This is a genomic window from Paenibacillus aurantiacus (assembly GCF_042431225.1).
Classification (GTDB): Bacteria; Bacillota; Bacilli; order Paenibacillales; family Paenibacillaceae; genus Paenibacillus_Z; species Paenibacillus_Z aurantiacus.
Genome location: NZ_JBHMDO010000034.1, coordinates 22,955 through 42,518, shown reverse-complemented (window position 1 = coordinate 42,518; position 19,564 = coordinate 22,955). Strand labels below are relative to the sequence as shown.

At 57.3% G+C, this 19,564-nt stretch carries 19 protein-coding genes and 1 riboswitch; of the genes, 4 read left to right on the top strand and 15 right to left on the bottom strand.

Annotated elements, in window-relative coordinates; translation table 11 throughout:
* Window positions 1-139: 139 nt before the first annotated feature.
* From ACFFSY_RS21610 to ACFFSY_RS21585, 6 genes are all read right to left on the bottom strand, one after another.
* A complete protein-coding gene (locus ACFFSY_RS21610; RefSeq protein ID WP_377497957.1) occupies window positions 140-982 on the bottom strand; it encodes an energy-coupling factor ABC transporter ATP-binding protein in 843 nt (280 codons plus the stop codon).
* Entirely contained in the window at window positions 979-1,782 is an 804-nt protein-coding gene (gene cbiQ, locus ACFFSY_RS21605) for a cobalt ECF transporter T component CbiQ (protein ID WP_377497955.1), read from the bottom strand. The genes ACFFSY_RS21610 and cbiQ overlap by 4 nt, the downstream gene beginning before the upstream one ends.
* A complete protein-coding gene (locus ACFFSY_RS21600; RefSeq protein ID WP_377497953.1) occupies window positions 1,779-2,060 on the bottom strand; it encodes a cobalt ECF transporter S component CbiN in 282 nt (93 codons plus the stop codon). The genes cbiQ and ACFFSY_RS21600 overlap by 4 nt, the downstream gene beginning before the upstream one ends.
* A complete protein-coding gene (locus ACFFSY_RS21595) occupies window positions 2,053-2,823 on the bottom strand; it encodes an energy-coupling factor ABC transporter permease (protein WP_377497951.1) in 771 nt (256 codons plus the stop codon). The genes ACFFSY_RS21600 and ACFFSY_RS21595 overlap by 8 nt, the downstream gene beginning before the upstream one ends.
* Window positions 2,824-2,978: 155 nt before the next feature.
* Window positions 2,979-3,184, bottom strand: a riboswitch (cobalamin riboswitch).
* Window positions 3,185-3,265: 81 nt separating this feature from the next.
* Window positions 3,266-5,758 carry a WG repeat-containing protein gene (locus tag ACFFSY_RS21590; RefSeq protein WP_377497950.1) on the bottom strand — a complete coding sequence of 831 codons (2,493 nt, stop codon included), beginning with the start codon at window positions 5,756-5,758 and terminating at the stop codon, window positions 3,266-3,268.
* Between the two features lie 121 nt (window positions 5,759-5,879).
* Window positions 5,880-6,503: a TetR/AcrR family transcriptional regulator gene (locus ACFFSY_RS21585; RefSeq protein ID WP_377497948.1), complete on the bottom strand. Its 624-nt coding sequence runs from the start codon at window positions 6,501-6,503 to the stop codon at window positions 5,880-5,882.
* 153 nt (window positions 6,504-6,656) lie between these two features.
* Between ACFFSY_RS21585 and ACFFSY_RS21580 the strand changes: the two genes are divergently transcribed.
* A complete protein-coding gene (locus ACFFSY_RS21580) occupies window positions 6,657-8,912 on the top strand; it encodes an MMPL family transporter (RefSeq protein ID WP_377497946.1) in 2,256 nt (751 codons plus the stop codon).
* Between the two features lie 72 nt (window positions 8,913-8,984).
* Here ACFFSY_RS21580 and ACFFSY_RS21575 read toward each other — a convergent pair whose 3' ends face one another.
* Together ACFFSY_RS21575 and ACFFSY_RS21570 are read right to left on the bottom strand one after the other, a co-directional pair.
* Window positions 8,985-9,665 (bottom strand): HAD family hydrolase, encoded by a 681-nt coding sequence (locus ACFFSY_RS21575; protein WP_377497944.1) that lies wholly within the window; start codon window positions 9,663-9,665, stop codon window positions 8,985-8,987.
* Between the two features lie 24 nt (window positions 9,666-9,689).
* Window positions 9,690-10,073 carry a DUF2500 domain-containing protein gene (locus tag ACFFSY_RS21570; protein WP_377497942.1) on the bottom strand — a complete coding sequence of 128 codons (384 nt, stop codon included), beginning with the start codon at window positions 10,071-10,073 and terminating at the stop codon, window positions 9,690-9,692.
* Window positions 10,074-10,301: 228 nt separating this feature from the next.
* Here ACFFSY_RS21570 and ACFFSY_RS21565 point away from each other — a divergent pair, with 228 nt between their 5' ends.
* A complete protein-coding gene (locus ACFFSY_RS21565; protein WP_377497940.1) occupies window positions 10,302-11,417 on the top strand; it encodes an LCP family protein in 1,116 nt (371 codons plus the stop codon).
* Between the two features lie 172 nt (window positions 11,418-11,589).
* On the opposite strand, the gene ACFFSY_RS21560 is transcribed toward ACFFSY_RS21565, so the two are convergent.
* The 6 genes from ACFFSY_RS21560 to ACFFSY_RS21535 form a co-directional block, all read right to left on the bottom strand.
* Window positions 11,590-12,045: a GNAT family N-acetyltransferase gene (locus tag ACFFSY_RS21560; RefSeq protein ID WP_377497938.1), complete on the bottom strand. Its 456-nt coding sequence runs from the start codon at window positions 12,043-12,045 to the stop codon at window positions 11,590-11,592.
* 169 nt (window positions 12,046-12,214) lie between these two features.
* Window positions 12,215-13,048 (bottom strand): 1,4-dihydroxy-6-naphtoate synthase, encoded by an 834-nt coding sequence (locus ACFFSY_RS21555; protein ID WP_377497936.1) that lies wholly within the window; start codon window positions 13,046-13,048, stop codon window positions 12,215-12,217.
* Between the two features lies 1 nt (window position 13,049).
* The gene (locus ACFFSY_RS21550) at window positions 13,050-13,715 is read right to left on the bottom strand and encodes a futalosine hydrolase (protein WP_377497934.1); all 666 of its coding nucleotides are present in this window, start codon (window positions 13,713-13,715) and stop codon (window positions 13,050-13,052) included.
* A gap of 177 nt (window positions 13,716-13,892) precedes the next feature.
* A complete protein-coding gene (locus ACFFSY_RS21545) occupies window positions 13,893-14,360 on the bottom strand; it encodes a Fur family transcriptional regulator (RefSeq protein ID WP_377497932.1) in 468 nt (155 codons plus the stop codon).
* Between the two features lie 138 nt (window positions 14,361-14,498).
* Window positions 14,499-16,142, bottom strand: a complete 1,644-nt coding sequence (locus tag ACFFSY_RS21540; RefSeq protein ID WP_377497930.1) for an ATP-binding cassette domain-containing protein — start codon at window positions 16,140-16,142, stop codon at window positions 14,499-14,501.
* 71 nt (window positions 16,143-16,213) lie between these two features.
* Window positions 16,214-17,065: an energy-coupling factor ABC transporter ATP-binding protein gene (locus ACFFSY_RS21535; protein WP_377497927.1), complete on the bottom strand. Its 852-nt coding sequence runs from the start codon at window positions 17,063-17,065 to the stop codon at window positions 16,214-16,216.
* 98 nt (window positions 17,066-17,163) lie between these two features.
* Between ACFFSY_RS21535 and ACFFSY_RS21530 the strand changes: the two genes are divergently transcribed.
* A complete protein-coding gene (locus ACFFSY_RS21530) occupies window positions 17,164-17,769 on the top strand; it encodes a biotin transporter BioY (protein WP_377497925.1) in 606 nt (201 codons plus the stop codon).
* A gap of 88 nt (window positions 17,770-17,857) precedes the next feature.
* On the opposite strand, the gene ACFFSY_RS21525 is transcribed toward ACFFSY_RS21530, so the two are convergent.
* Window positions 17,858-18,478 carry an acyl-CoA thioesterase gene (locus ACFFSY_RS21525; protein ID WP_377497923.1) on the bottom strand — a complete coding sequence of 207 codons (621 nt, stop codon included), beginning with the start codon at window positions 18,476-18,478 and terminating at the stop codon, window positions 17,858-17,860.
* 158 nt (window positions 18,479-18,636) lie between these two features.
* Here ACFFSY_RS21525 and ACFFSY_RS21520 point away from each other — a divergent pair, with 158 nt between their 5' ends.
* A complete protein-coding gene (locus ACFFSY_RS21520; protein WP_377497921.1) occupies window positions 18,637-19,530 on the top strand; it encodes a LysR family transcriptional regulator in 894 nt (297 codons plus the stop codon).
* The last annotated feature ends 34 nt before the right edge of the window (window positions 19,531-19,564 follow it).

The window sequence follows — 19,564 nt, the reverse complement described above, 5'->3', positions numbered from 1 at the left end:
CAAGCGCCTCCTTATGTACCCAATTCGCTTACAAACCCGCATAAAATCGTACTAATCTTAGCATCAACGCCGTGTATTTGCAAAAAAAGAGCAGGCGATCGATTGGCAATCGAAGCGCCTGCCTAACCTAAGCCATGCCCTATGCAAGATGATGTCGAAGCCAATCTTCCAAATCAGACAGCGCTTTGGGCGCTAGGTGCCCATGACGTAGACGTTCCGGAATCGCGTCCCACAGATTCAGCACCGCAGGACGCGACAACCCCCAATCGCTTAACGCCGCTACACGAGCGAACACCTCTCCAGGCACCCCCGCCATGACGCACGCGCCGTCTTGGATGACGATGCAGTGATCCGCCCATTCGTAGGCCAAATTCATGTCATGCGTCGCCATAATCATCGTGACGCCTTCCGCGTCATGTATGCGTGCCAGTTCGTCTAACAATCTGCGCTCGGACGTCCGGTCGAGATAAGCGGTCGGTTCGTCCAACAGCAGAACTCGCGGTCGCATCACCATCACGCCTGCGAGCGCGACCCGCTTCTTCTGACCAAGACTTAGCGCATGGATTGGCGTATCTGCTGCATGCGTAAGACCCACCGCATTTATGGCTTCCCGAACGCGGTCTCGAATTTCCCCTTCCGGCACGCCTGCGTTGCGCAGGCCATAGGAGACATCCTCGCGCGGCGTATTCAGAATCAGCTGCTGCTCCGGATCTTGAAAGACAAGACCGATCTCCTCTCGGATGGCGCGCAAGCCGCGCCGATTGTCCGGATATGGCTGGCCGCGAAAGCGCATCGCGCCTTGATCGGGGCGCAGCAAGCCGAGCAGTTGAAGAAACAGCGTCGATTTGCCCGATCCGTTCCGTCCGAGCAGCGCCGTCTTCTTGGCCTGCGGTATCTGTAAGGTCAATTGATCGAGCGCCGGCTTGCGCCCTCCTGGATAAGTATACGAGACGCTCTCCGTCTCCAAGATGTTGTGTATCATGATAGCCATCCTCCAGGCAGCAGCAGTGCCGTCAACGTTATGATTGCGAGACCGATTAGGGCCTCGATGCGCAGCTTCGCGGGAACGTTCCCCGGTTCGCTTGGCGCTAGCCGCAGCTCGTCTTCGAAGCCGCGCGCGCGGAGCCCGCGCGTCCAATTGTCGTAGCGGGACATCGTCCGCCCGAACAGCCGGGCCGCGAGCGTCGCCGTGTCGGCGATTCGGCTCCTCACGCCATGATGGCCACCCCTCGCCCGTTGAGCCGTGTATAGCTCGGACGCCGTCTGGAGCAAGGCGAAGAGAAACCGGTACATGATCTGCATGATCTCCAGCAGCAGCATGGGTACGCGAAGCTTACGCAGCACCTGGAATAAATCCGCCATCGGCGTGGTCAGTATGAGGAAGAGGAAGCAGCTTGAACATGCGAGCACGCGAAACAAGAGCCTTACCGCGAGATGCATGCTATCTTCGGTCACTGCCAGCTGCCATCCGCCCAACTCGAGCCGGACGTTCGCCGCGACAGCCATCTTCGCGCCTTCCGGGATCGCCTCGATCATAAGAGCCGGCAGACTAAGCAGATAGAATCCAAGGACGCTCCCGAGCGACACAGCATAGAATTTCGCGCTGATCCCCGCTCGCGGTACCGTCCAGACGTACAACCACGCGATGATGGCCGCCTGCACCGCCGGACCGGTCAAGTAAGCGAGCAGCAGGAGCGAAGCGGCGAAACCACCCTTGGCTGTCGCCGGCAGGCTTCTTAACCGATTGCCGTAGGAGTAGCTGTCGATCTGCTTCAAGATCACGGTTGTTTTCTCGTCGCTTTGCCTCTGAACAAGCCGATGACATAACCGATGAAGCCCGCGCCGAGCGCCGCTTGCAGCGCGAACAGCATGCTCTCGGTCTCGCCCGGCGGCGATAACAGCGAGGAGAACCACGGCTTGTAGGTTGGATCGACGACCGCGATCAATTCTTCGGCTTCCCCATCCGCGCCCCCGAATTCCCCTTTGACGAAAGCCAGGGGCAGCACGGCCAACAGGATGACCGCGAGGATGATCAGCGTATTGCGATAACGTTTAAACATGCGTCGTGGCTCCTTTCATTCTGCGCTGCAGCTGCCGGAACTCGTCCGCTCCATAGGCTTGCAGCCAATTCCAGACGAGCACGGTCAGCAGACCTTCGCTGATCGCAAGCGGAATTTGGGTGACGGCGAAGACGCCGCCGAATTTCATAAGCGATGCGGCGAATCCCCCGCTAGCTGAAGGGAATGCGAGCGCGAGCTGCGCCGATGTGACGATATACGTGGCCAGGTCGGCAAGCGCCGCGGCGAAGAATATTGCCAGCTTCTGCTTGCCTGTGGTCCGCATCAGCCACACATAGACCGCGTAACCGGCCATCGGGCCTGCGACGGCCATCGAGAATGCGTTCGCGCCGAGCGTCGTCAGTCCGCCGTGGGCAAGCAGCACCGCCTGGAAGAGCAGGACGATCGTCCCTAACACGCTCATCGGCAGCGGTCCGAACATGACGGCGCCAAGCCCCGTCCCGGTCGGATGCGAGCTGCTGCCTGTGACGGAAGGCAGCTTCAGCGCCGATAGCACGAACGTGAAGGCGCCTGCAAGGCCGAGCATGATTTTGAGCTCTGGCGCTTCCTTCGTCACCTTTCGCAGAGAACGAATTCCGAGCATAAAGAACGGGATGAAGACTACCCACCAGAAGATCGCCCATCCGACAGGCAGGAAGCCCTCCATGATGTGCATGGCGTATGCGGACTGCGGTTCATTGATCCATAAGTACAGCGCCATCGCCGCTACCACCGCCAACGTCCCCGCCCATTTTCTTTTTTTCATTGCTGCCAATCCCTTCTGTTAAATGTTGCACGCCGCTCGGACATGCAAAAAAAGGCGCCTCTCCCCTTCGTCATGCAGGGGAAAGACGCCCGTATGTACGCCCTTGGTTACCATCCGGTTGCTCGTCTAACACCTCCCTATCTCCCGTAGGTAAAGCAGTGTCGTTGAAACAGGCAGGTCTCCTGGCTACCGGCATCATCGTCGTCAGCCGCCTTCCCGGTTGCACCCAGTGGCGATTATGCGCTTTCGACTCCTCCGTAACAGTGGCGGGACCGCGTCGGCTTTGCACCGAACTTCCCTATTAAGCCGGAATGGCAGCCTGCATCGGCCGCTTTCCAGCACCTGTTTCCGTTATTCGATTATATCCGCACGCGGAATCAAACCTATGAACATAGTAAACGGTTGCCGCGTTTTGCGCAACAACCGTTTTGGATGGCGCCTCTCAGTGGAAGGATTGCCAGAATGGGCGATCCTTGGCTAATATCCCGTTGATCTGCGCGAACGGAATCGTGAACGTCGGGAAGCCTGCCGCGTAGGGTCCGATTTCGTAAGGCGCGAAATACAGATGCAGCGCCGTCTCCGAGACATAGAACGGCTGGTCTGGCGCGATCCCTTTGTACGTGTCCGGGAATACGTAGTCGTACTGCGGGTCTTCCTTGATTTGTTGGCCGACGATATCGCTGAGCACCTTCACGTAATCGCTGCCGGGCTTGAACAAGTCCTTCAATTCGTAGAACCCCCCGGTTGTCACATCGACATGCGGGTACAGCAGCGTAGGCATGCCGTGCGCCGCGCCGAACGGATAGTTGTAGCCGGACAGCTCGAGGACGAGCAGATTTTTGCGGAACATGGAGATCTGGAAGTCGCCGGTATACGAAGCTTCCAGCTGCTGATCCGCCGGGACCGGCTTCACCTGAGACAGCTCCTTGAGCTTGGTATTGACATTCTGCTGCGTATTCGGATTCGACATTCCTTCGAGCTGCGGGTAATAGACGAGGTAATCTTTGTTCGGGCTATATTTCACCTCGCGCACCCGGTACGGATCGCGCAGCGGAATGATGCTGTTCTGCCGCCAGACATTCTGCCCATCCTTCGTCCAATACGACAGCCGCTGGTCCACGTTCGCCGCGATCAGGCCATCCTCGAGCGTTAAGATGCCGCTTCCTTTGATACGCGGATAACCCGGCGCCGCCTTGCCCGTCCGATCGATGAAATACGTGTGCGTGCGGTCATAGACCGAAGCCAGCCCTTGCTTGAAATCCTGCGGATCGAAATAGACGTAATCGCTTAGACGAACGCCATTCGTCGCGGCGATCGCGTATTTGGAACCGCGGTACGGCTCGTTCTCGTCGATCGCCTGCCCAAGTGCCAGACGCTTCTCGCCGAGCTGCCGGATATCGTTATAGCCCGGCTGGACGACGTATTGACCTTTCTTGTCGATGACGCCATACACCGACTTGTAATCCTCGCCCGTATTGACGACGGCCAACCCGTCTTGGAAAGGCTGGGCAAACGTATACGCGGGCGGAATGACGACCCTGCCCTTCTCATCGATATATCCATAAGGGCCGCCTGCTTCCTGCTGGAAGGCAAGCAGGCCGTCGCCTGGCGGACCTACGAATGGATAATGGAATACGGCAACCTCGGTCCCATCAGGCCGAATAACCGCATATTCGCCTTCTTTCGTCTTCACGAGCGCACGGTCGCGCTGGAAGTCGTCCGCCTCCATGAAGCGGGCCGGAATGACTTCGTCTCCCCGTCCGTCAATGTAACCATACCGCGAGCTGCCATCTTGATCTTGGACATAGAAGACCGCCCTGTTATCGTGCAAATTCCCCAGGAAGGAATAAGCGCGCTTCGTCACGATCTTCCCTGAAGCGTTCATCAGCTTAAAGCCTTCCTTGTCGATAACGACCGCGTGACCTTCGTTGAAATCGCTGATCGAATCATAAATCGGCTCTACAACGAAGCGGCCTGTTGTGTCGATCAGCCCGGTCCCGCGTTCCGTCCCGGCGGCCGCGAGTCGATTCGGACCGAAAGAAGCGGCAGATCGGAAACGAGGCGGCAGAACCATTTTGCCTGAGCGGTCGATGTACCCCCAACGAATTCCGTTCAAGGTCTTGAGCGAAGCGGGGAACAGCGCTTCCGCTCTGGTAGCGACACTTCGGCCATGTTGCAACTTGCCCGCGATCTCCCGCTGCAGACGCTCCAGCTCTTCCCGCGACGGATACGGATGCGGAAAATCCAATGCCCGGCGAGCGGATGACAGTGCCGCCTGCGGCAATCCCGCTCGAAGCTGAGCATCAGCCAGATAATACCAATAGAATGCGTAATCAGGATGAAGCCGAACCATATGCTCATAATAACCCGTCACCTTGCGAAAGTAAGCCGCCTCTACGTCGGGTGCCGGCACGATGTCGCCGCCATGCCAGCGCAGCACCTCCACGCGATAGGCTTCGCCCGTGTCATGCAGCCAGAGAACCAGTTCCGACTGTCCGTCTCGACCGCTCGAACCGAGCAGATCGAGCACCTCGATATAACTGTACGTTAACGGTTCTTTCAGCACGCTTCGCAATCCGCCGGGCTCCCACTCGTAGATCGCCAGCTGCGACCAGACCGCGCCCATCTGCCAGCCTACCAGCAAATTGTTGCGGGTCGCGCTTGATACCGGCGACGCGGACAGCAGCGTCACCCCGTAGCCGGCTCCGCGTTCATTGACGACCGCTTCCCAACCTTCCGCCGGATTCCGGAGCACCAATAGATACAACGCGTCTGCATATCGGTAAACGGCCGCGATCTCCGGATCGCGGTCGCCGTTCATGTCCGCCGCGACGATCGCCGGGTGCGGCACCGGACGTTCGATGACGGCCAGCTCCGCGCCTTGGGGCAAGAATCGCCGCACGAGCTGAACGAGCTGCTGTTCGTGTGCGATCATGTTCGCATCACTCCTCCAATCGCTCTCGAATACGCCTTCTGCGCGCCGGCGCTTGGCTTTTCGCCTAATCGTATGCGGATGCGCGGCAGATATGACAATTTCGAGCGATGGAAGCGAGCGTCTAGCCTTTAAGCGGATCTAACCCGTGCAGGAATAATTGAACGATCTCCTCGGCAGCTTCGTCCGGCGAGATCAACCCCTCGGTCAACTCCGGCTGATTGCGCATCAGCATCAGCATGGCGAACGCGCGGGAGAGGAAGGTAGGATTGCTCTGACGAATGATACCCGCTTCCATCGCCGAGCGGAACACGCCTCCGAGCAGCTGGTGAAGCTGCTGCTCCTGATGACGGATCGCGGCGATTTGGTCCTCGCTCAAGACGGAGGACGCCTTTCGCATCATCGTCTCGAATTCAACGTGCGAGTGGCGCAGCAATCCGATGGCCAGCTGCTTCAGCTTCCCGGCCAAATCCGGCGTCTCGCGAACGATGTCCTCGCTCCTGGCCAGCGCTGTGCGCAGCATGAGCAGAATCGCTTCGGTGAATAGCGAGCTCTTGTCCTTGTAATAGTGGTAGATCGTCGCCTTGGTTACGCCGCACAGATCGGCGACCTCCTGAAGCGATAATTTGTCATAGCCAAGTTCCATGAATTGCATGGCCGCCGTGCGCAGGATGAGGACGCGCGTCGCGTCGGTCCGCTTGCCTTTTGGCCGGCCAGTCTTCGTCTTGTTCTCAGATTTGTCTTGCATAACAGTGATCACGCCTCGCTTATGGTCGAAAATGTTGTTCATAAAGTTTTAACGAATGCCGGATTGAAATATCTACCCTAGGGTAGATATAATTAGTTCAGCTTTAATTATTTTACCCTTTTACCCCTACTTTTGAAATGGAGGAACCATGCAATGGAATCGAACAGCTGGCTTGCCAAGTACGGCAGCCTCGTAGCGGGCAAGCGAACGCGCTGGATCACGATCTTCACGTGGGTTTTGCTCGCCGCGGTTCTCAGTTTGACACTGCCCCAGGTCGGCAGCAAAGAAATTAACAACGCGCCAAACTTGAAGGAAGATCTGCCTTCGGTTCAAGCCGCTGCCATCATCAAGGAGCAGTTCCCTTCCGAGTCCGGATTGCCGGCGCTGATCGTCTGGCATCGCGACAGTGGACTGACCGAAGAAGACCTCGCTGCTGTTCAGGCGCTCGCGAAGCGTTTGACAGAATCGCCGGTTGAAGGCCAGTCTTCCACGATCCCGCTTCACCAGCTCCCGCCGGATGCCGTTCGCGCGCAAGTATCCGAGGACGGTACAACTCTGATCCAGCCGATGTTCTTCGCCGAATCCGTGGATACGGAAGTGATGGAACATTCGCTGGAGACGGTCAAGGCGTTTGGAGACGAGGCATCCGGCGCGAAGCCGTTCGAGCAGGAGACTAGCGGCGGCGAACTGAGCGCGCGCATTACCGGCCCGGCCGGCATTGCGGTAGACGCCACCGCGCTTTTCAGCGGCGCCGACGTCTCGCTCTTGATCGCAACCGTCGTCATCGTGCTTGTCATTCTGCTCGCCATCTATCGCTCGCCGATCCTGGCGCTCATCCCGCTCGTCGGCGTCGCCTTCGCGTATGCCGTAACGAGTCCGCTGCTCGGTTGGATGGCCGGCAACGAATGGATTATCGTCGACTCGCAAGGGATATCGATTATGACCGTGCTGCTGTTCGGCGCAGGCACTGACTACTGCTTGTTCTTGATATCGCATTTCCGCACCGAGCTTACCCGGCATGAAAATAAATTAATGGCATTAATTCATGCCATTAAAGATGCGACCGGCGCTGTCGCGATGAGCGGCTTCACCGTCGTCTTGTCCTTGCTTGCGCTGCTGCTGGCCGAATATGGCGCCTACCACCGGTTCGCCGTCCCGTTCAGCTTATCGATCTTCGTCATGGGCATTGCCAGCATTACGCTCGTGCCTGCTCTTCTGTCCGTATTCGGACGCGTCTCGTTCTTCCCGTTCATTCCACGCACGCCGGAGATGAAGCGCGAGCGCGCCATCCGCAAAGGGAAGCCGGTACCGAAGGAAGCGCCGAAACGCGGCTTCGGGCACGCGATCGGGGGTCTCGTCACCCGCAAGCCTTGGACCGTAACGATCGTTTCGGTCGTCATTCTCGGCGCGCTGGCCGGGTTCGCCCCTGCCGTCAATTATAATTATGACATTCTCTCCTCGTTCCCGAAGACGATGGATTCCCGCGAAGGCAACGATTTGATCGGCGAAGCATTCTCCCCGGGCAGCCTCGCACCGGTGACGCTAGTCGTGGATACCGAGGGCAAAGCCATTAATCTGGACTCGGTCTTCCAAGCAGACGAGAAGATCGCTTCCGTCTCCGCGAAGCCGGAAACAGGCGCATCCGAGCCAAACTTGCAATCTTATTCCATTACGCTTGCTATGAATCCGTACTCGTTGGACGCGATGTCGTTCATACCTGAGCTTCAAGCGCGAGCGGAGAATGAATTGCGCGCCAGCGGCATCGCCGAGCCGCGCGTCTGGATTGGCGGACAGACCGCCGACCAGCACGATACGAAGGCCGTCGGCGACCAAGACCGCAACCTGATTATTCCGGTCGTCACCGTGCTGATCGCGCTGCTTCTCCTGATTTATCTGCGCTCGTTCGTCGCGATGCTCTACTTGATCGCCACCGTCCTGCTCTCCTATGGGGCAGCGCTCGGACTGGGCTGGATCATCATCCATTACTTCATGGGCGCGGACGGCATCCAAGGTTCGATCCCGCTTTACTCATTCGTGTTCCTGGTCGCACTCGGGGAAGACTACAATATCTTCATGATCTCGAGCATCTGGCAGAAACGCAAAACGATGCCGCTGCGACAAGCGATCCGCGAAGGCGTCGCGGATACAGGCGGCGTCATTACGTCGGCAGGTCTGATTCTCGCGGCCACCTTCGCCGTACTCGCCACATTGCCGATTCAAGTGCTCGTGCAGTTCGGCATTATCACGGCGATCGGCGTGCTTCTCGACACGTTCGTCGTCCGGCCATTCCTCGTTCCTGCGATCACGGTCCTGCTCGGTCGCAAAGCGTTCTGGCCGGGCCGCGTCTATGAACCGGCAGCATCGGCCGGACTCGAAGCAGACGGCAAATACAAAACCGCTCGCGGTTAAAGGTGCGTCAACGCATAGGAGGTGTCCGATTCGTCATCTAATGATGACCTTAGGACACCTCCTTTTCATTTCTTAATAGCAAGCTCCAAGCTCGTCGACAAGCTCGCTCAAATGGTCAATTGTCCGATATCGTCCCACAGACAGTGGTTCTCCCGATGTCAACCCGCGCAGCCATACGGCGTGGAGTCCCGCTCTGATCGCGCCATCCACGTCGTTGGCCGGATGGTCGCCGACGTATGCAGCGTGCCGCGGCGATACGCCAAGCTGATCCAGCGCTATAGCAAAGATCGCGGGATCGGGCTTCTTGACCGCCACCTCGTCTGACACGATAATTGCATCGAACAGATGCCGAAACCCGGTCTGGTCGATCTTGGCCTGCTGGCTTCGGCTGCTTCCGTTCGTAATAAGGCCGAGTTGGAAACCGCTGGCTTTCAATCGATGGAGCGTCTCGCCCGCGCCTTCCATGGTGACGGAGTACGCGCTGAACGTCGCGAACCAGGTTTCGAGCAAAGTCTCGACGGACGTGAGAGGGTCCCGCATCGGCACCGTACGCATCATCTCCGCATAGAGCTGCTTCTTTGGCGTGTAACCTTGACGGTCCTCCGCAATTAGCCAATTCGTATAGCGCTCCGCTTGTTCGTCGTCAGCATAAGACGCATATGTCCGAATTAGCTGTGCGGCATACGCGCGGAAGGCGGCGTTACGGTTCAGCAACGTATTGTCCAAGTCGAATAATACCGCTTGAATCGTCATGGAATTCTCCCCCGATTACATGTGCTATGAACGCCGGAATCCTTTATAGCGCGTACCTTGATGGGTCAGAACGCCCGAGTCTCCTTCCGCCAGCAAGCCGTATTCCGTCCCTTTCATCGGAAGTTCAACGCGCGCCCCATCCTGGAATTCGAACGTTACGTAATAGTTAGTGCTCGCGCTCATCTCGCCTGATCCGCCCCATACTTCCGTACGTTTGGAGACAACGCGAGCCGGCCGTTCCACTAAATCCGAAGCGCTATTGACCGCGAACTGGCGAGCACCTCGAATCAACACGCTCGCGAATCCGCCAACGACGAGAACAAAGACGAGCCCTCCGAATAACTTAAAAAAGAGCGGCATCTCATTCAAGAAACTAAAAAATCCAGGCTCATTACCATACAAGTTCATGCGTCCTCCTACATCTGGCGCGAAATAAATTCGACCTTAGTCAACTATATATTCGCTGCATTGCCGTTCATTCCCTTTCATTTCGGCGAAAATCGGCGATTTCCCGTCATTTCTCGTCACAAAGTTCACAAATCCGGCTTTGTTTGTTTAAATTTGAGGCGGATCGTTATGCTATGATAAAAAAGATGTCTTTTTATTTCTGTTTCGTAAATGGAGGAACGTTAACACATGCAGGACAAATCCCTTGAACCTAACGCCGGCGGGCAACAAGATTCCGCGCAGGCCAAGCCCAAGTCCCGGATTTGGCGCAAAATCATCATCTCCGTCGCGATCGCCTCGACGACGTTCATCGTCGGTTCCGGCGCGTTCGCCGGCTACCTATACTATAAAGCCAACCAAGCGTTCGATAAAATCTCCGCGCCGGAGGAGACGGAAGATGCGCAGCAGCCGGTGGCCGACGTCGAGACTCCCGTCCAGCCTGCCGAACCGCTCGTCGACAAGCCGATCTCCTTTCTGCTGACCGGGGTCGATAACCGGGAAGGCAGCGGCGGCACGATGAACGCTGACGTGCTCATGCTGGCTAGTTACGATCCAGCCGACAAATCGGCGGCGCTGATGTCGGTTCCGCGCGATCTGAGGATCGCTTCGGATGATCACGGTACGCATAAAGCGAATTACTTCTTCCCTTATTACTACAACAAAGACAAAGACTCGGTTATTCCGAACGTCAAAGCGTTCTACAGCGACCTGCTCCAGACGCCGGTCGACTACATGGTTGTCGTCGACTTCGACGGACTCCGCGAGATTGTGGACGCGCTGGGCGGACTAGACCTTAACGTGGATATGGATATGCGGTACATCGACAGCGCCGACGGCACCAATATTAACCTTAAACAGGGTCAGCAGAAGCTCGGCGGCAAAGAGGTGCTCGATTTTGTCCGTTACCGCAAATCGAACCAAGGGACCGAGGAATCGTCGGACATGGCGCGCAACGAACGTCAGCAGCAGGTGTTGACCCAAATGGTCGACAAAATGAGCTCGCTCTCGGGCATCTCGCAGTGGGGCAACATTCTCGACATCGTCGGAGAGCATATCCGGACGGATATCCCGAAGGATACGCTCGTGGACTGGATCATTAATTACCGTTCAATGAAACCGCAGTCGTTGAATCTGAACGCGCTGGACGGCGTGTGGGATAGCCCGTACATCTACGTGCCGGAGTCGGACTTGAACGCCAAGCTGTCCGCCGTACGCGCCAAGCTGGCGCTGCCCGCGCTGGACATGGAAGATTTGAAGGATCATATCGGCACCCTCAAAGACGACAAGTCTGAAGAAAGACCATAGAGATGGACACCTCGTGTTCGTTCGCGAACGAATGAATGACAGAAAGCCCTTCCGAAGGCAATAAGCCGGGTGGTTGGGCTTCTTTTTCGTATAAGGCATTGATGCGGTTGATCCCCCTTCACCTTACGGACGCTGCGCGCCATTTGACGACGTGGTCGTTTGCGGGCGCGAACTATCGAAAGTGCTTATGGGGCTTCCACAATAACTCCCGATCCTCCCCGATCTCGAAACCGAATTTGCCGTAGAAATGGCGAAGCCGCCTTTCATGCTCTTCTCCGCCGGCATCCTGCATACGGCCGTCAATATATTCGATACCGCGTTCTCTGGCATGCTGCAGCAGCTGATTCAACATAAGCGTCCCATAGCCTTGATTGATTTTGTCGCCTAGTATCCGAATATACTGCAGCTTGTATGCGTTTTCATTTTTCTTTTGCTGAACATATACCGCCAGGTCGTTCAAATATCTGCGCGTCGCGCCCCCCGTTCCGTGGACGATCCGGCCGAATAGATGCAGCCCGTTATCCGTATAAATGATGAGCCGTCCGCCTCCCCTTGTAGGCACTACGCTTAAGACTCTGCATCCATCCTGATGAATCGCGTCGATCTGGGCTTTCGTCGTCACTTCCACCAACCAACATCCCCCCGCCATCCGCCATTGTTCGGTTTCCTTACAGATATATGGCGGGAACCGACAGACATGACAGTCAGAAGACGAGGGATCCGAAGAATAAAGAACCCTCTGCTTCGCCGACCAGGCGGAACAGAGGATTCTGACATGCGCATAAGCGCAAGCGGCGCTATCGCAACAGGGACAAGTCAAATTCGGGCACAAGTCCTTCTTTGGCGGCTCGGCCGAGCAGCGCTTCGACGGCGGCATAGCCGTCTTCGCCCAGATCGGCGGTGAACCCGTTCACGTACAGATCGATATGCTGCTTGGCTACTTCTCGAGACATCTCTTGCGAATGTTCCAACACATACGCGTCGGAAACTTCGGGATGTGCCCACGCGTATGCCACCGACTCCCGGATCCAACCTGCGATCTGACTCGGGTTCGCCAGCGTCCGCTTGGCAATGATCGCCCCGAGCGGAATCGGCAGGCCCGTATCGGATTCCCACCAGCTGCCCATATCGGCCATGAGCGACAAGCCGTAATTCGGATACGTGAATCTGGCTTCATGGATGACGAGCCCCGCATCAATGAGACCATCCCGGACCGCCGGCATGATTTCGTGGAACGGCATGACGATCACTTCGCCGATGCCGCCCGGCACCTTCTGCGCCGCCCACAGCCGGAACAATAGGTAGGCGGTTGAGCGCTCGCTTGGCACCGCTACCCGTTTGCCGGCAAGCGATGCCGGATCGGGATTGCCTTCCTTGGTCAACACGAGCGGCCCGCAGCCGCGGCCCAATGCTCCGCCGCACGGGAGCAGCCGGTAATCTTCGAGCACCCATGGCAGCGCTGCGTAAGAGATCTTCATGACGTCGAGTCCATCTCCGCTGGAAGCCAGCTTGTTCGTTATATCGATATCTGCATACATCACGTCGAACTCCGGCGCACCGGGGATCAATCCATGCACAAGCGCATGAAAGACGAACGTATCGTTCGGACAAGGCGAGAACGCGATTCTCATTCTATATGACCTCCTTTAGCGCCGCTGCGGCCGCTTCAAGCGCCAGCAGCGCGTCTTTAATTCGCCAGGCGTCCCGATCGCGCGGTCCGACCGCATTCGAGATCCCTCTAATCTCTATGACAGGTACTTGCATCAGCTTGGCGGCGGCAGCTGCGCCATACCCTTCCATCGCTTCGGCAGCTGCTCCCGGGATACGCGATGCTAGCAGCTGCGCCGTCTCCGCCGTCCCTGTTACGGTCGTGACTGTCAATACCGGGGCATAGGCGACCGTGATTCCTCTTGCTTGCACGGCTTCGACAATTCGCTTAGAGATCGCCGCTTCGGTCGCCATCCGCGCGGAGCCGAATCCAAGCTCGTCGATCAGGATGAAACCGTCCTTCGATTCCGCGCCTAAGTCCGCGGCTACGATTTCGCTCGCCACCACGACTGTGCCGATCTCGGCAGCCTCCCTGAATCCCCCGCCGATCCCCATATTGACCACTAGCTCATAACTACCCTTGGACAGCTCTGCCGCCGTCGCCGCCGCCACCGCAGCTTGTCCGACGCCCCCAACCATTACGCGGAACCGTGCGCTCTCTCCGATACCCAGGCGCACGGCCTCACGTTCAGCCTCGACCGACGTGACGACCAGACAGCGCGCTTCTTCTAGTCTCTGCTCGTTGTTCATGCTCTGCCATTCTCCTTTCCCCACTTGCACGGTCCGACAGTCGCAAGATGCCGGATCCGTCATACGCGATGCTACCATGATAGCGCAATTCTCGCGGCGTCTCAAATGAACGGGATGTCGCACGACACCGCAAGCCGCGCAAAAAAGCCAGGGAACTTGCCCCGGCTTTATGCTCGTCTATTCAGACTGTACGTTTTCCTTGCGGCACTCTTCACAAATGCCGTAAATTTCGAAGCGGTGATTCAGAATTTGATAATTGCCGGGCAGCTCGAGGGACTGTTCCATCGGACAATAGTCGAAGGTCATCGTCTTCTCGCAATTGACGCAAATCAAATGGTGGTGATGATGGGACAGGCAGCTGCCTTTGAACTTCAAGCCGCCTTCCATGAAATAAAATTGCTCCAGCACGCCCATCTCGCTGAGCATTCTTAAGTTCCGGTATACCGTATCGAAACTGACGCTTGGATATTTGGCACTCATCTGGTCGTATACGTCCTTGGGCGACAAATAGCCGTCGTGATCCGAGAAAATATGGGCAAGCGTCTTGCGCTGCTCCGTAATTCGCCATCCGTTCCTAGCCATAACGGCAAGCATATCTTCGGCCATTACGGTATGCGCATGGCTCTGATCGTGCTTATGTGCCATCTTTGTTCTCTCCCTTTCCCTATGCCGCTCGCTTCTCCCATTTTATCAGCATTCGCATCATTTCGCCATTTTTTTCAGGTAGGATGCGACCTGTAGCGCAGGCTCGATGCTAACATCGGAGGCTCGAAACTAACGAAGCTAGGAGAACCGCCAGAACAAGAGCAGCAGCAATAAGCAGGAAGTCGTTAAAGCAACATCCTTTAGCTGCCATCTCAATGTACGTCTCACGCGCGGATACGGCCGTCGTCCAACACCACGGCTCTCCAAGGCGCTGGCCGCCTGCTCCGCGATGCGGAAGAGCGACAGCATGAACGGCAGCAAGAGCTCGCGCAGCTGCCCGGGCAGCTTGCGAAGCGAGAAGCGTGCCGCCTTGCCGCGGGCAAGGTTTAGCTTGGCGAACCGCTGCCACTCGGCCAGGAGCACCGGGATGAAGCGCAGCAGCAGAGTTACAGTAAGAATAATCGTTTGGCCCGCTGAAGGTACCTGCCCGCGCACGGCGAATGATTGCTCCAAGGAACGACGCAGTCGGAGCGGCGTAATGACGATCGGCAAGCCGAAGCCGAGCAGCATAACGAGCAAAGGCCTTGCCGTCGACTGCAGCGACGCAAGGAATCCGCCGATTTCCCAAGTGAGACCATGACCGCCGCTTGCAATGCCGGCAATAATCGCCGCGGTAACGGTGAATACCGTCATCGCTTTGATCGCGCCCAGCCAGCGGCGGAGCGGAATGCGTCCGGCCAGAATCGCAGCTGCGGTAATAATAGCACTGACCGCAATGCCCATCCAAGACTTCTGCATCAGAATCGCGGTAGACAGCAGCACATAACTGAGCCAGACCGACCTTGGGTCATAATCGGCTAGCGGCGATCCGGTGCGCTTCACCGAATGTTCACCGCGCCACGAGGCAACTGCTCGTTCGTAATCACGTCGTGTCTCCATCTGTGCTGCCGCTGCTTCCATCGCGGGATCATCCCGCATATTCCTGGTCAATCCGGGATCGCGCTGCCCCCTACTCACCCCTGCGGCAGCCGCGGCTGTGGCTGTATGTTCGGCCGGTTCGCGCAGCGACGTGTCCACGCCTAGACGCCGCAGCCCGCGAAGGACACGCAACCAGGCGGGAATCGCCATTCCGCATTCGGCGAACCATTCGGGATGAACAAGCAGTTCTTCAGGTTCGCAATCCCTGATCGACCGATCCGATCCCATGAGCCACACCCGATCCGCGAACGGGATCGCCCAGTCGGTATCATGGGAGATAAGCAGGATCCCCTGCCCTTCGGCCGCTCGCTGCTTCAGCATGCACGATAGTTCGGCATGCGCGGCCGCATCGAGACCCGCCGTCGGCTCATCCAGCAGCAGCCATGGCGTCGGCGCCGCGAACAAGCAAGCAAGCGCAACCCTGCGCCGTTCGCCGCCGCTCATATGCTGTGGCTCGCGGTCGAGCCAAGAAGCGTCCCATCCGACTGCCGTCAGCGCAGCCGATGTCCTCTTCCCGACTTCGGTGTCCGATAATCCATATGGTTTGAGCGTGAAGACCAGTTCGTCCCGGACAGTACGCGCGATCAGCTGCTCCTCGGGCGATTGGCTCGCATAGCCGTATGCCAACAGGGCTGCCGCATTCAGCCTGCGACGGCTTCTATCCGTCAGCCAGACGCGCTCATTGCCGAAGACCGACTCGACCTCCGATTCCGGCTGAAGCCCGGCAATACTTTCGAGTAAGTAAGTTTTGCCTGAACCATTCGCCCCGATCAAGACGGTTACCGTGCCGGGTTCAAGCTGCAATTGGCGATCGCTGCGAGTATCATCTATTACATTAACGCCATTAATTATTAATGGCGCAAACTTACTTCCAATCAATCCCCAACGACCTCCCGCCACTCCGCTTCCGTCATCGGCAGCGGATCTTGCAGCACGCCTTCGGCGCGCATAGCCAGCGCCAGCTTCGTTAAGTAGCCTGGTTGTAAGCCACTGGCTTCACATGGCGTCTTACCCGTAGCCTCGACAATTCCATAAAAAAATTCTCGCGCACAGCCGTCGAAGCAAATCTCTCCTTCCTTGACGGCCCATACCCGCTCTTCGGGCGTCAGTTCGTCCAGCCGCTGCGTTACCCAGACGACGGCGCTTCCTGATGCATGCCGCTGACGGATGAGCTCGCTTGCGACCTGGCGGCTCCGGTCGTCCAACATGGAGGTCGCTTCATCCAATACAAGCAGCGGGGCCTCTGCCGCTGCTGCGGCCGCGATCGCCGCCAATTGCTTCTGCCCGCCGGACAAGCGCTCCCACGGAACATCCGCTACAGACGCAAGTCCTGTCCGGTAGAGCGTCTCCGATACCCGGTCTTCGATCGTGGCCGCCTCCAAGCCCATCCACTCCAAGGCGAACGTAATTTCTTCCCGCGGCGTCTCGCCGAACAGCTGCGCATCAGGCTGCTGCATGACGTAAGGCGCTGGATACGCACCAGCGAAGCCCCGCTCAATACTGCCGCTTACGCCCTCCATACTCAGCCCGGCCAATAATCGGGCAAGCGTCGATTTGCCGCTGCCGTTCGTCCCCGCTATGTATACCCACTCTCCTGGCAGCAGCGTCGCATGAACCGCGCGAAGCCTCGACGTGCCTTTAGCCCCGGGTTGTCCCGATCCCAAGACATGAACATCGGTTAATCGCAAAGCTGCAGCTGCTCCAATTGGCGTATTCGTATTCATCATTGAATTTCCCTCTTCTCAAGACTGGCAGACCGTGGTAGAATCCGAATTGTTAACCACAAACCTATCAACTAGGTTAACATTCGAAAGGAGATTTGACAATGTCCACCTCGTCACAGACGACTTACGCTTCAACGAATCATACGGTATATGCCATTCGAGGCATCGTATTCACGGCGCTGTTCGCGGCATTGTTCGTCGCTTCCAGCTGGCTGAAGATCCCCCTTGGCTTCACGACTGTGCCAATTACGCTGCAGACGCTTACGATTATGCTCGCCGGGGGGCTGCTCGGCGCGTTCTACGGCTTCTGGAGCATTGCCGTCGTGATCGCGTTAACCGCGATCGGATTGCCGCTCTTCCACGGGAACGGCGGCCTATCGGTGTTGACGGGCGCGACTGCGGGTTACATCTGGATGTATCCGTTCGCCGCGTTGCTCGTTGGCTTCGTCAGCGATAAGCTCTTCCGCTCCGAAAGCACGTGGACGAAAGGCAAGACAGCGATCCTCTTTGTCAGCTTGATGGTGTTCGGCGTCGCGCTCCTATACACGACCGGCGTGCCTTGGCTTGCCCACGTGACGAAGATGTCGATGAGCAAAGCCTTGGTACAAGGATGCTATCCGTTCCTGTTCGGCGATACGGTCAAAGCTATCGTGGCCGCTGCGCTCATTCCGATTTTGCGTCCTCGACTGCCCAAGCTTCGCCCATAATTACATACTCGAGCATAACAAAGGGGAGATGTCCCGGAAGTCGTCTTACGACGATAACGGGACACCTCCCCTTTTGCTTACGACAGCTCTACCACTCCGACTCCCAAGCGCAGGCGAATGCTTGATTATCTTTACGAGAGCTGGAATTTCCTCGCGAGTTTACCGGCCGGTGACGAACATCTTCCGTTCCCATAAAGTCGGCGAAATGCTTGCTTTCCTGGCGACGGATGCGTCTTGCTTCTTTCCGTTCGGGCGCCGTATTGAACAAGAGCCGTTCCTCGTCCGATTCGGGCTGCACGCTTGGCACCTCTACAGGCCGATTGTCTTCGCCTAGCGCGACGAACGTCAAGAATGAGGTGGCGGCGACCTTGCGTTTGCCGGTCAACAATTCCTCGGTCACGACGCGTACGAACACTTCCATGGAGGTTTTGTGCGACCACGTCACGAAAGCGGACAAACTAACCGCATCCCCCTTCTTGACCGGGTGAAGGAAATCTACAGAGTCGGTCGACGCGGTCACGACCGGTCTTCTGGCGTGCCGCGTGGCGGCGATCGTCGCCACATCGTCAATATAGGCCATCAGCTTGCCGCCAAAAATTGTGCCGTGGTGATTCGTATCCGGCGGAAGGACGATCGCGTCCTTGACGGTTAACGATGCGGATGCCGGTCTTGCATCGAATGAAGTTGTCTTCTGTATAAGTTCAATCATAGCTGCACCTGATTTCTTGTTGTTTGGATAACGCTTAGTTTACAACCGCTCGGGTTATAGGTAAAATACATATTTCGAATCGTCTCCATGCCTTTTGGCTATAGTTGACGTCTCCCACTCGTTCACACTCATTCAGATTCAACATTAGGAGCCACTTCATGGATCTCAAACAGCTGCAATACTTCGTTGCGGTCGCGGAGGCCGGCAGCTTCACCCAAGCGGCCCGCAAACTCCATTTAACCCAGCCCTCCTTGTCCAAAATGGTGCGGCTGCTCGAGGACGAACTAGGCGTTCAGCTCATCGACAGGTCGGCCAAACCGATCGAGCTGACGGACGCCGGCGCGACCATTCTCAAATCGGCGCGAAAGGTACTGCAATCCGTCGACCATATGACCGGCGAGCTGGAGGAAGTCATGTCGCTGAAGAAAGGGAAGCTGCATCTGGGCATACCGCCGATGATCGGGTCTACTTTCCTGCCGCCGGTCATTGAACGCTTTCTGACGCGCTATCCCGACATCCGCTTGCTCGTTACCGAGCGGGGCGGCAAACGTTTGGAAGAAGACATCCTGCAGGGCGAGCTGGATTTCGGGATGGTGATTTTGCCGGTGAAGGATGAAGCCAAGTACAGCATTTTGCCATGTCTTCATCAGGATCTGCTGCTGGTCACGGACAAACAGCATGCTTATGCCGGCCGCGATACCGTGCCGCTTCATGAGCTTGAACAAGAAGCGTTCGTCATGTTCCGGGAGGATTTCACGGTGCGTCACTTGATTATGGAACAGTGCGTGCTCGCTGGTTTCGAGCCGCGAATCGTACTGGAAAGCTCGCAATGGGACTTCATGACGGAGATGATCGCCGCGCGATACGGCATCACCCTGCTGCCGGAAGGAATCTGCCGTCAACTGGATCCGAACCGGTTCGCCGTCATCGCGATCGAACCGGCGATCCCCTGGCGGCTGTCGATGATTTGGCGCAAAGACCGGGCGATGTCATTCGCGGCGAAAGAATGGATTCGGCATGTAGAACAGGAGCTCGAAGCACGAGAGCTTTAATCCGCTGATTCCGTTAAAGCAAAGACGGCCCCCA

What these genes read in the sequence shown, in the direction of transcription:
- ACFFSY_RS21610 (WP_377497957.1), bottom strand. Translation starts at nt 982, where the DNA reads ATGATACACAACATCTTGGAGACGGAGAGCGTCTCGTATACTTATCCA.
- ACFFSY_RS21600 (WP_377497953.1), bottom strand. Translation starts at nt 2,060, where the DNA reads ATGTTTAAACGTTATCGCAATACGCTGATCATCCTCGCGGTCATCCTG.
- ACFFSY_RS21595 (WP_377497951.1), bottom strand. Translation starts at nt 2,823, where the DNA reads ATGAAAAAAAGAAAATGGGCGGGGACGTTGGCGGTGGTAGCGGCGATG.
- ACFFSY_RS21590 (WP_377497950.1), bottom strand. Translation starts at nt 5,758, where the DNA reads ATGATCGCACACGAACAGCAGCTCGTTCAGCTCGTGCGGCGATTCTTG.
- ACFFSY_RS21585 (WP_377497948.1), bottom strand. Translation starts at nt 6,503, where the DNA reads ATGCAAGACAAATCTGAGAACAAGACGAAGACTGGCCGGCCAAAAGGC.
- ACFFSY_RS21580 (WP_377497946.1), top strand. Translation starts at nt 6,657, where the DNA reads ATGGAATCGAACAGCTGGCTTGCCAAGTACGGCAGCCTCGTAGCGGGC.
- ACFFSY_RS21575 (WP_377497944.1), bottom strand. Translation starts at nt 9,665, where the DNA reads ATGACGATTCAAGCGGTATTATTCGACTTGGACAATACGTTGCTGAAC.
- ACFFSY_RS21570 (WP_377497942.1), bottom strand. Translation starts at nt 10,073, where the DNA reads ATGAACTTGTATGGTAATGAGCCTGGATTTTTTAGTTTCTTGAATGAG.
- ACFFSY_RS21565 (WP_377497940.1), top strand. Translation starts at nt 10,302, where the DNA reads ATGCAGGACAAATCCCTTGAACCTAACGCCGGCGGGCAACAAGATTCC.
- ACFFSY_RS21555 (WP_377497936.1), bottom strand. Translation starts at nt 13,048, where the DNA reads ATGAGAATCGCGTTCTCGCCTTGTCCGAACGATACGTTCGTCTTTCAT.
- ACFFSY_RS21550 (WP_377497934.1), bottom strand. Translation starts at nt 13,715, where the DNA reads ATGAACAACGAGCAGAGACTAGAAGAAGCGCGCTGTCTGGTCGTCACG.
- ACFFSY_RS21545 (WP_377497932.1), bottom strand. Translation starts at nt 14,360, where the DNA reads ATGGCACATAAGCACGATCAGAGCCATGCGCATACCGTAATGGCCGAA.
- ACFFSY_RS21535 (WP_377497927.1), bottom strand. Translation starts at nt 17,065, where the DNA reads ATGATGAATACGAATACGCCAATTGGAGCAGCTGCAGCTTTGCGATTA.
- ACFFSY_RS21530 (WP_377497925.1), top strand. Translation starts at nt 17,164, where the DNA reads ATGTCCACCTCGTCACAGACGACTTACGCTTCAACGAATCATACGGTA.
- ACFFSY_RS21525 (WP_377497923.1), bottom strand. Translation starts at nt 18,478, where the DNA reads ATGATTGAACTTATACAGAAGACAACTTCATTCGATGCAAGACCGGCA.
- ACFFSY_RS21520 (WP_377497921.1), top strand. Translation starts at nt 18,637, where the DNA reads ATGGATCTCAAACAGCTGCAATACTTCGTTGCGGTCGCGGAGGCCGGC.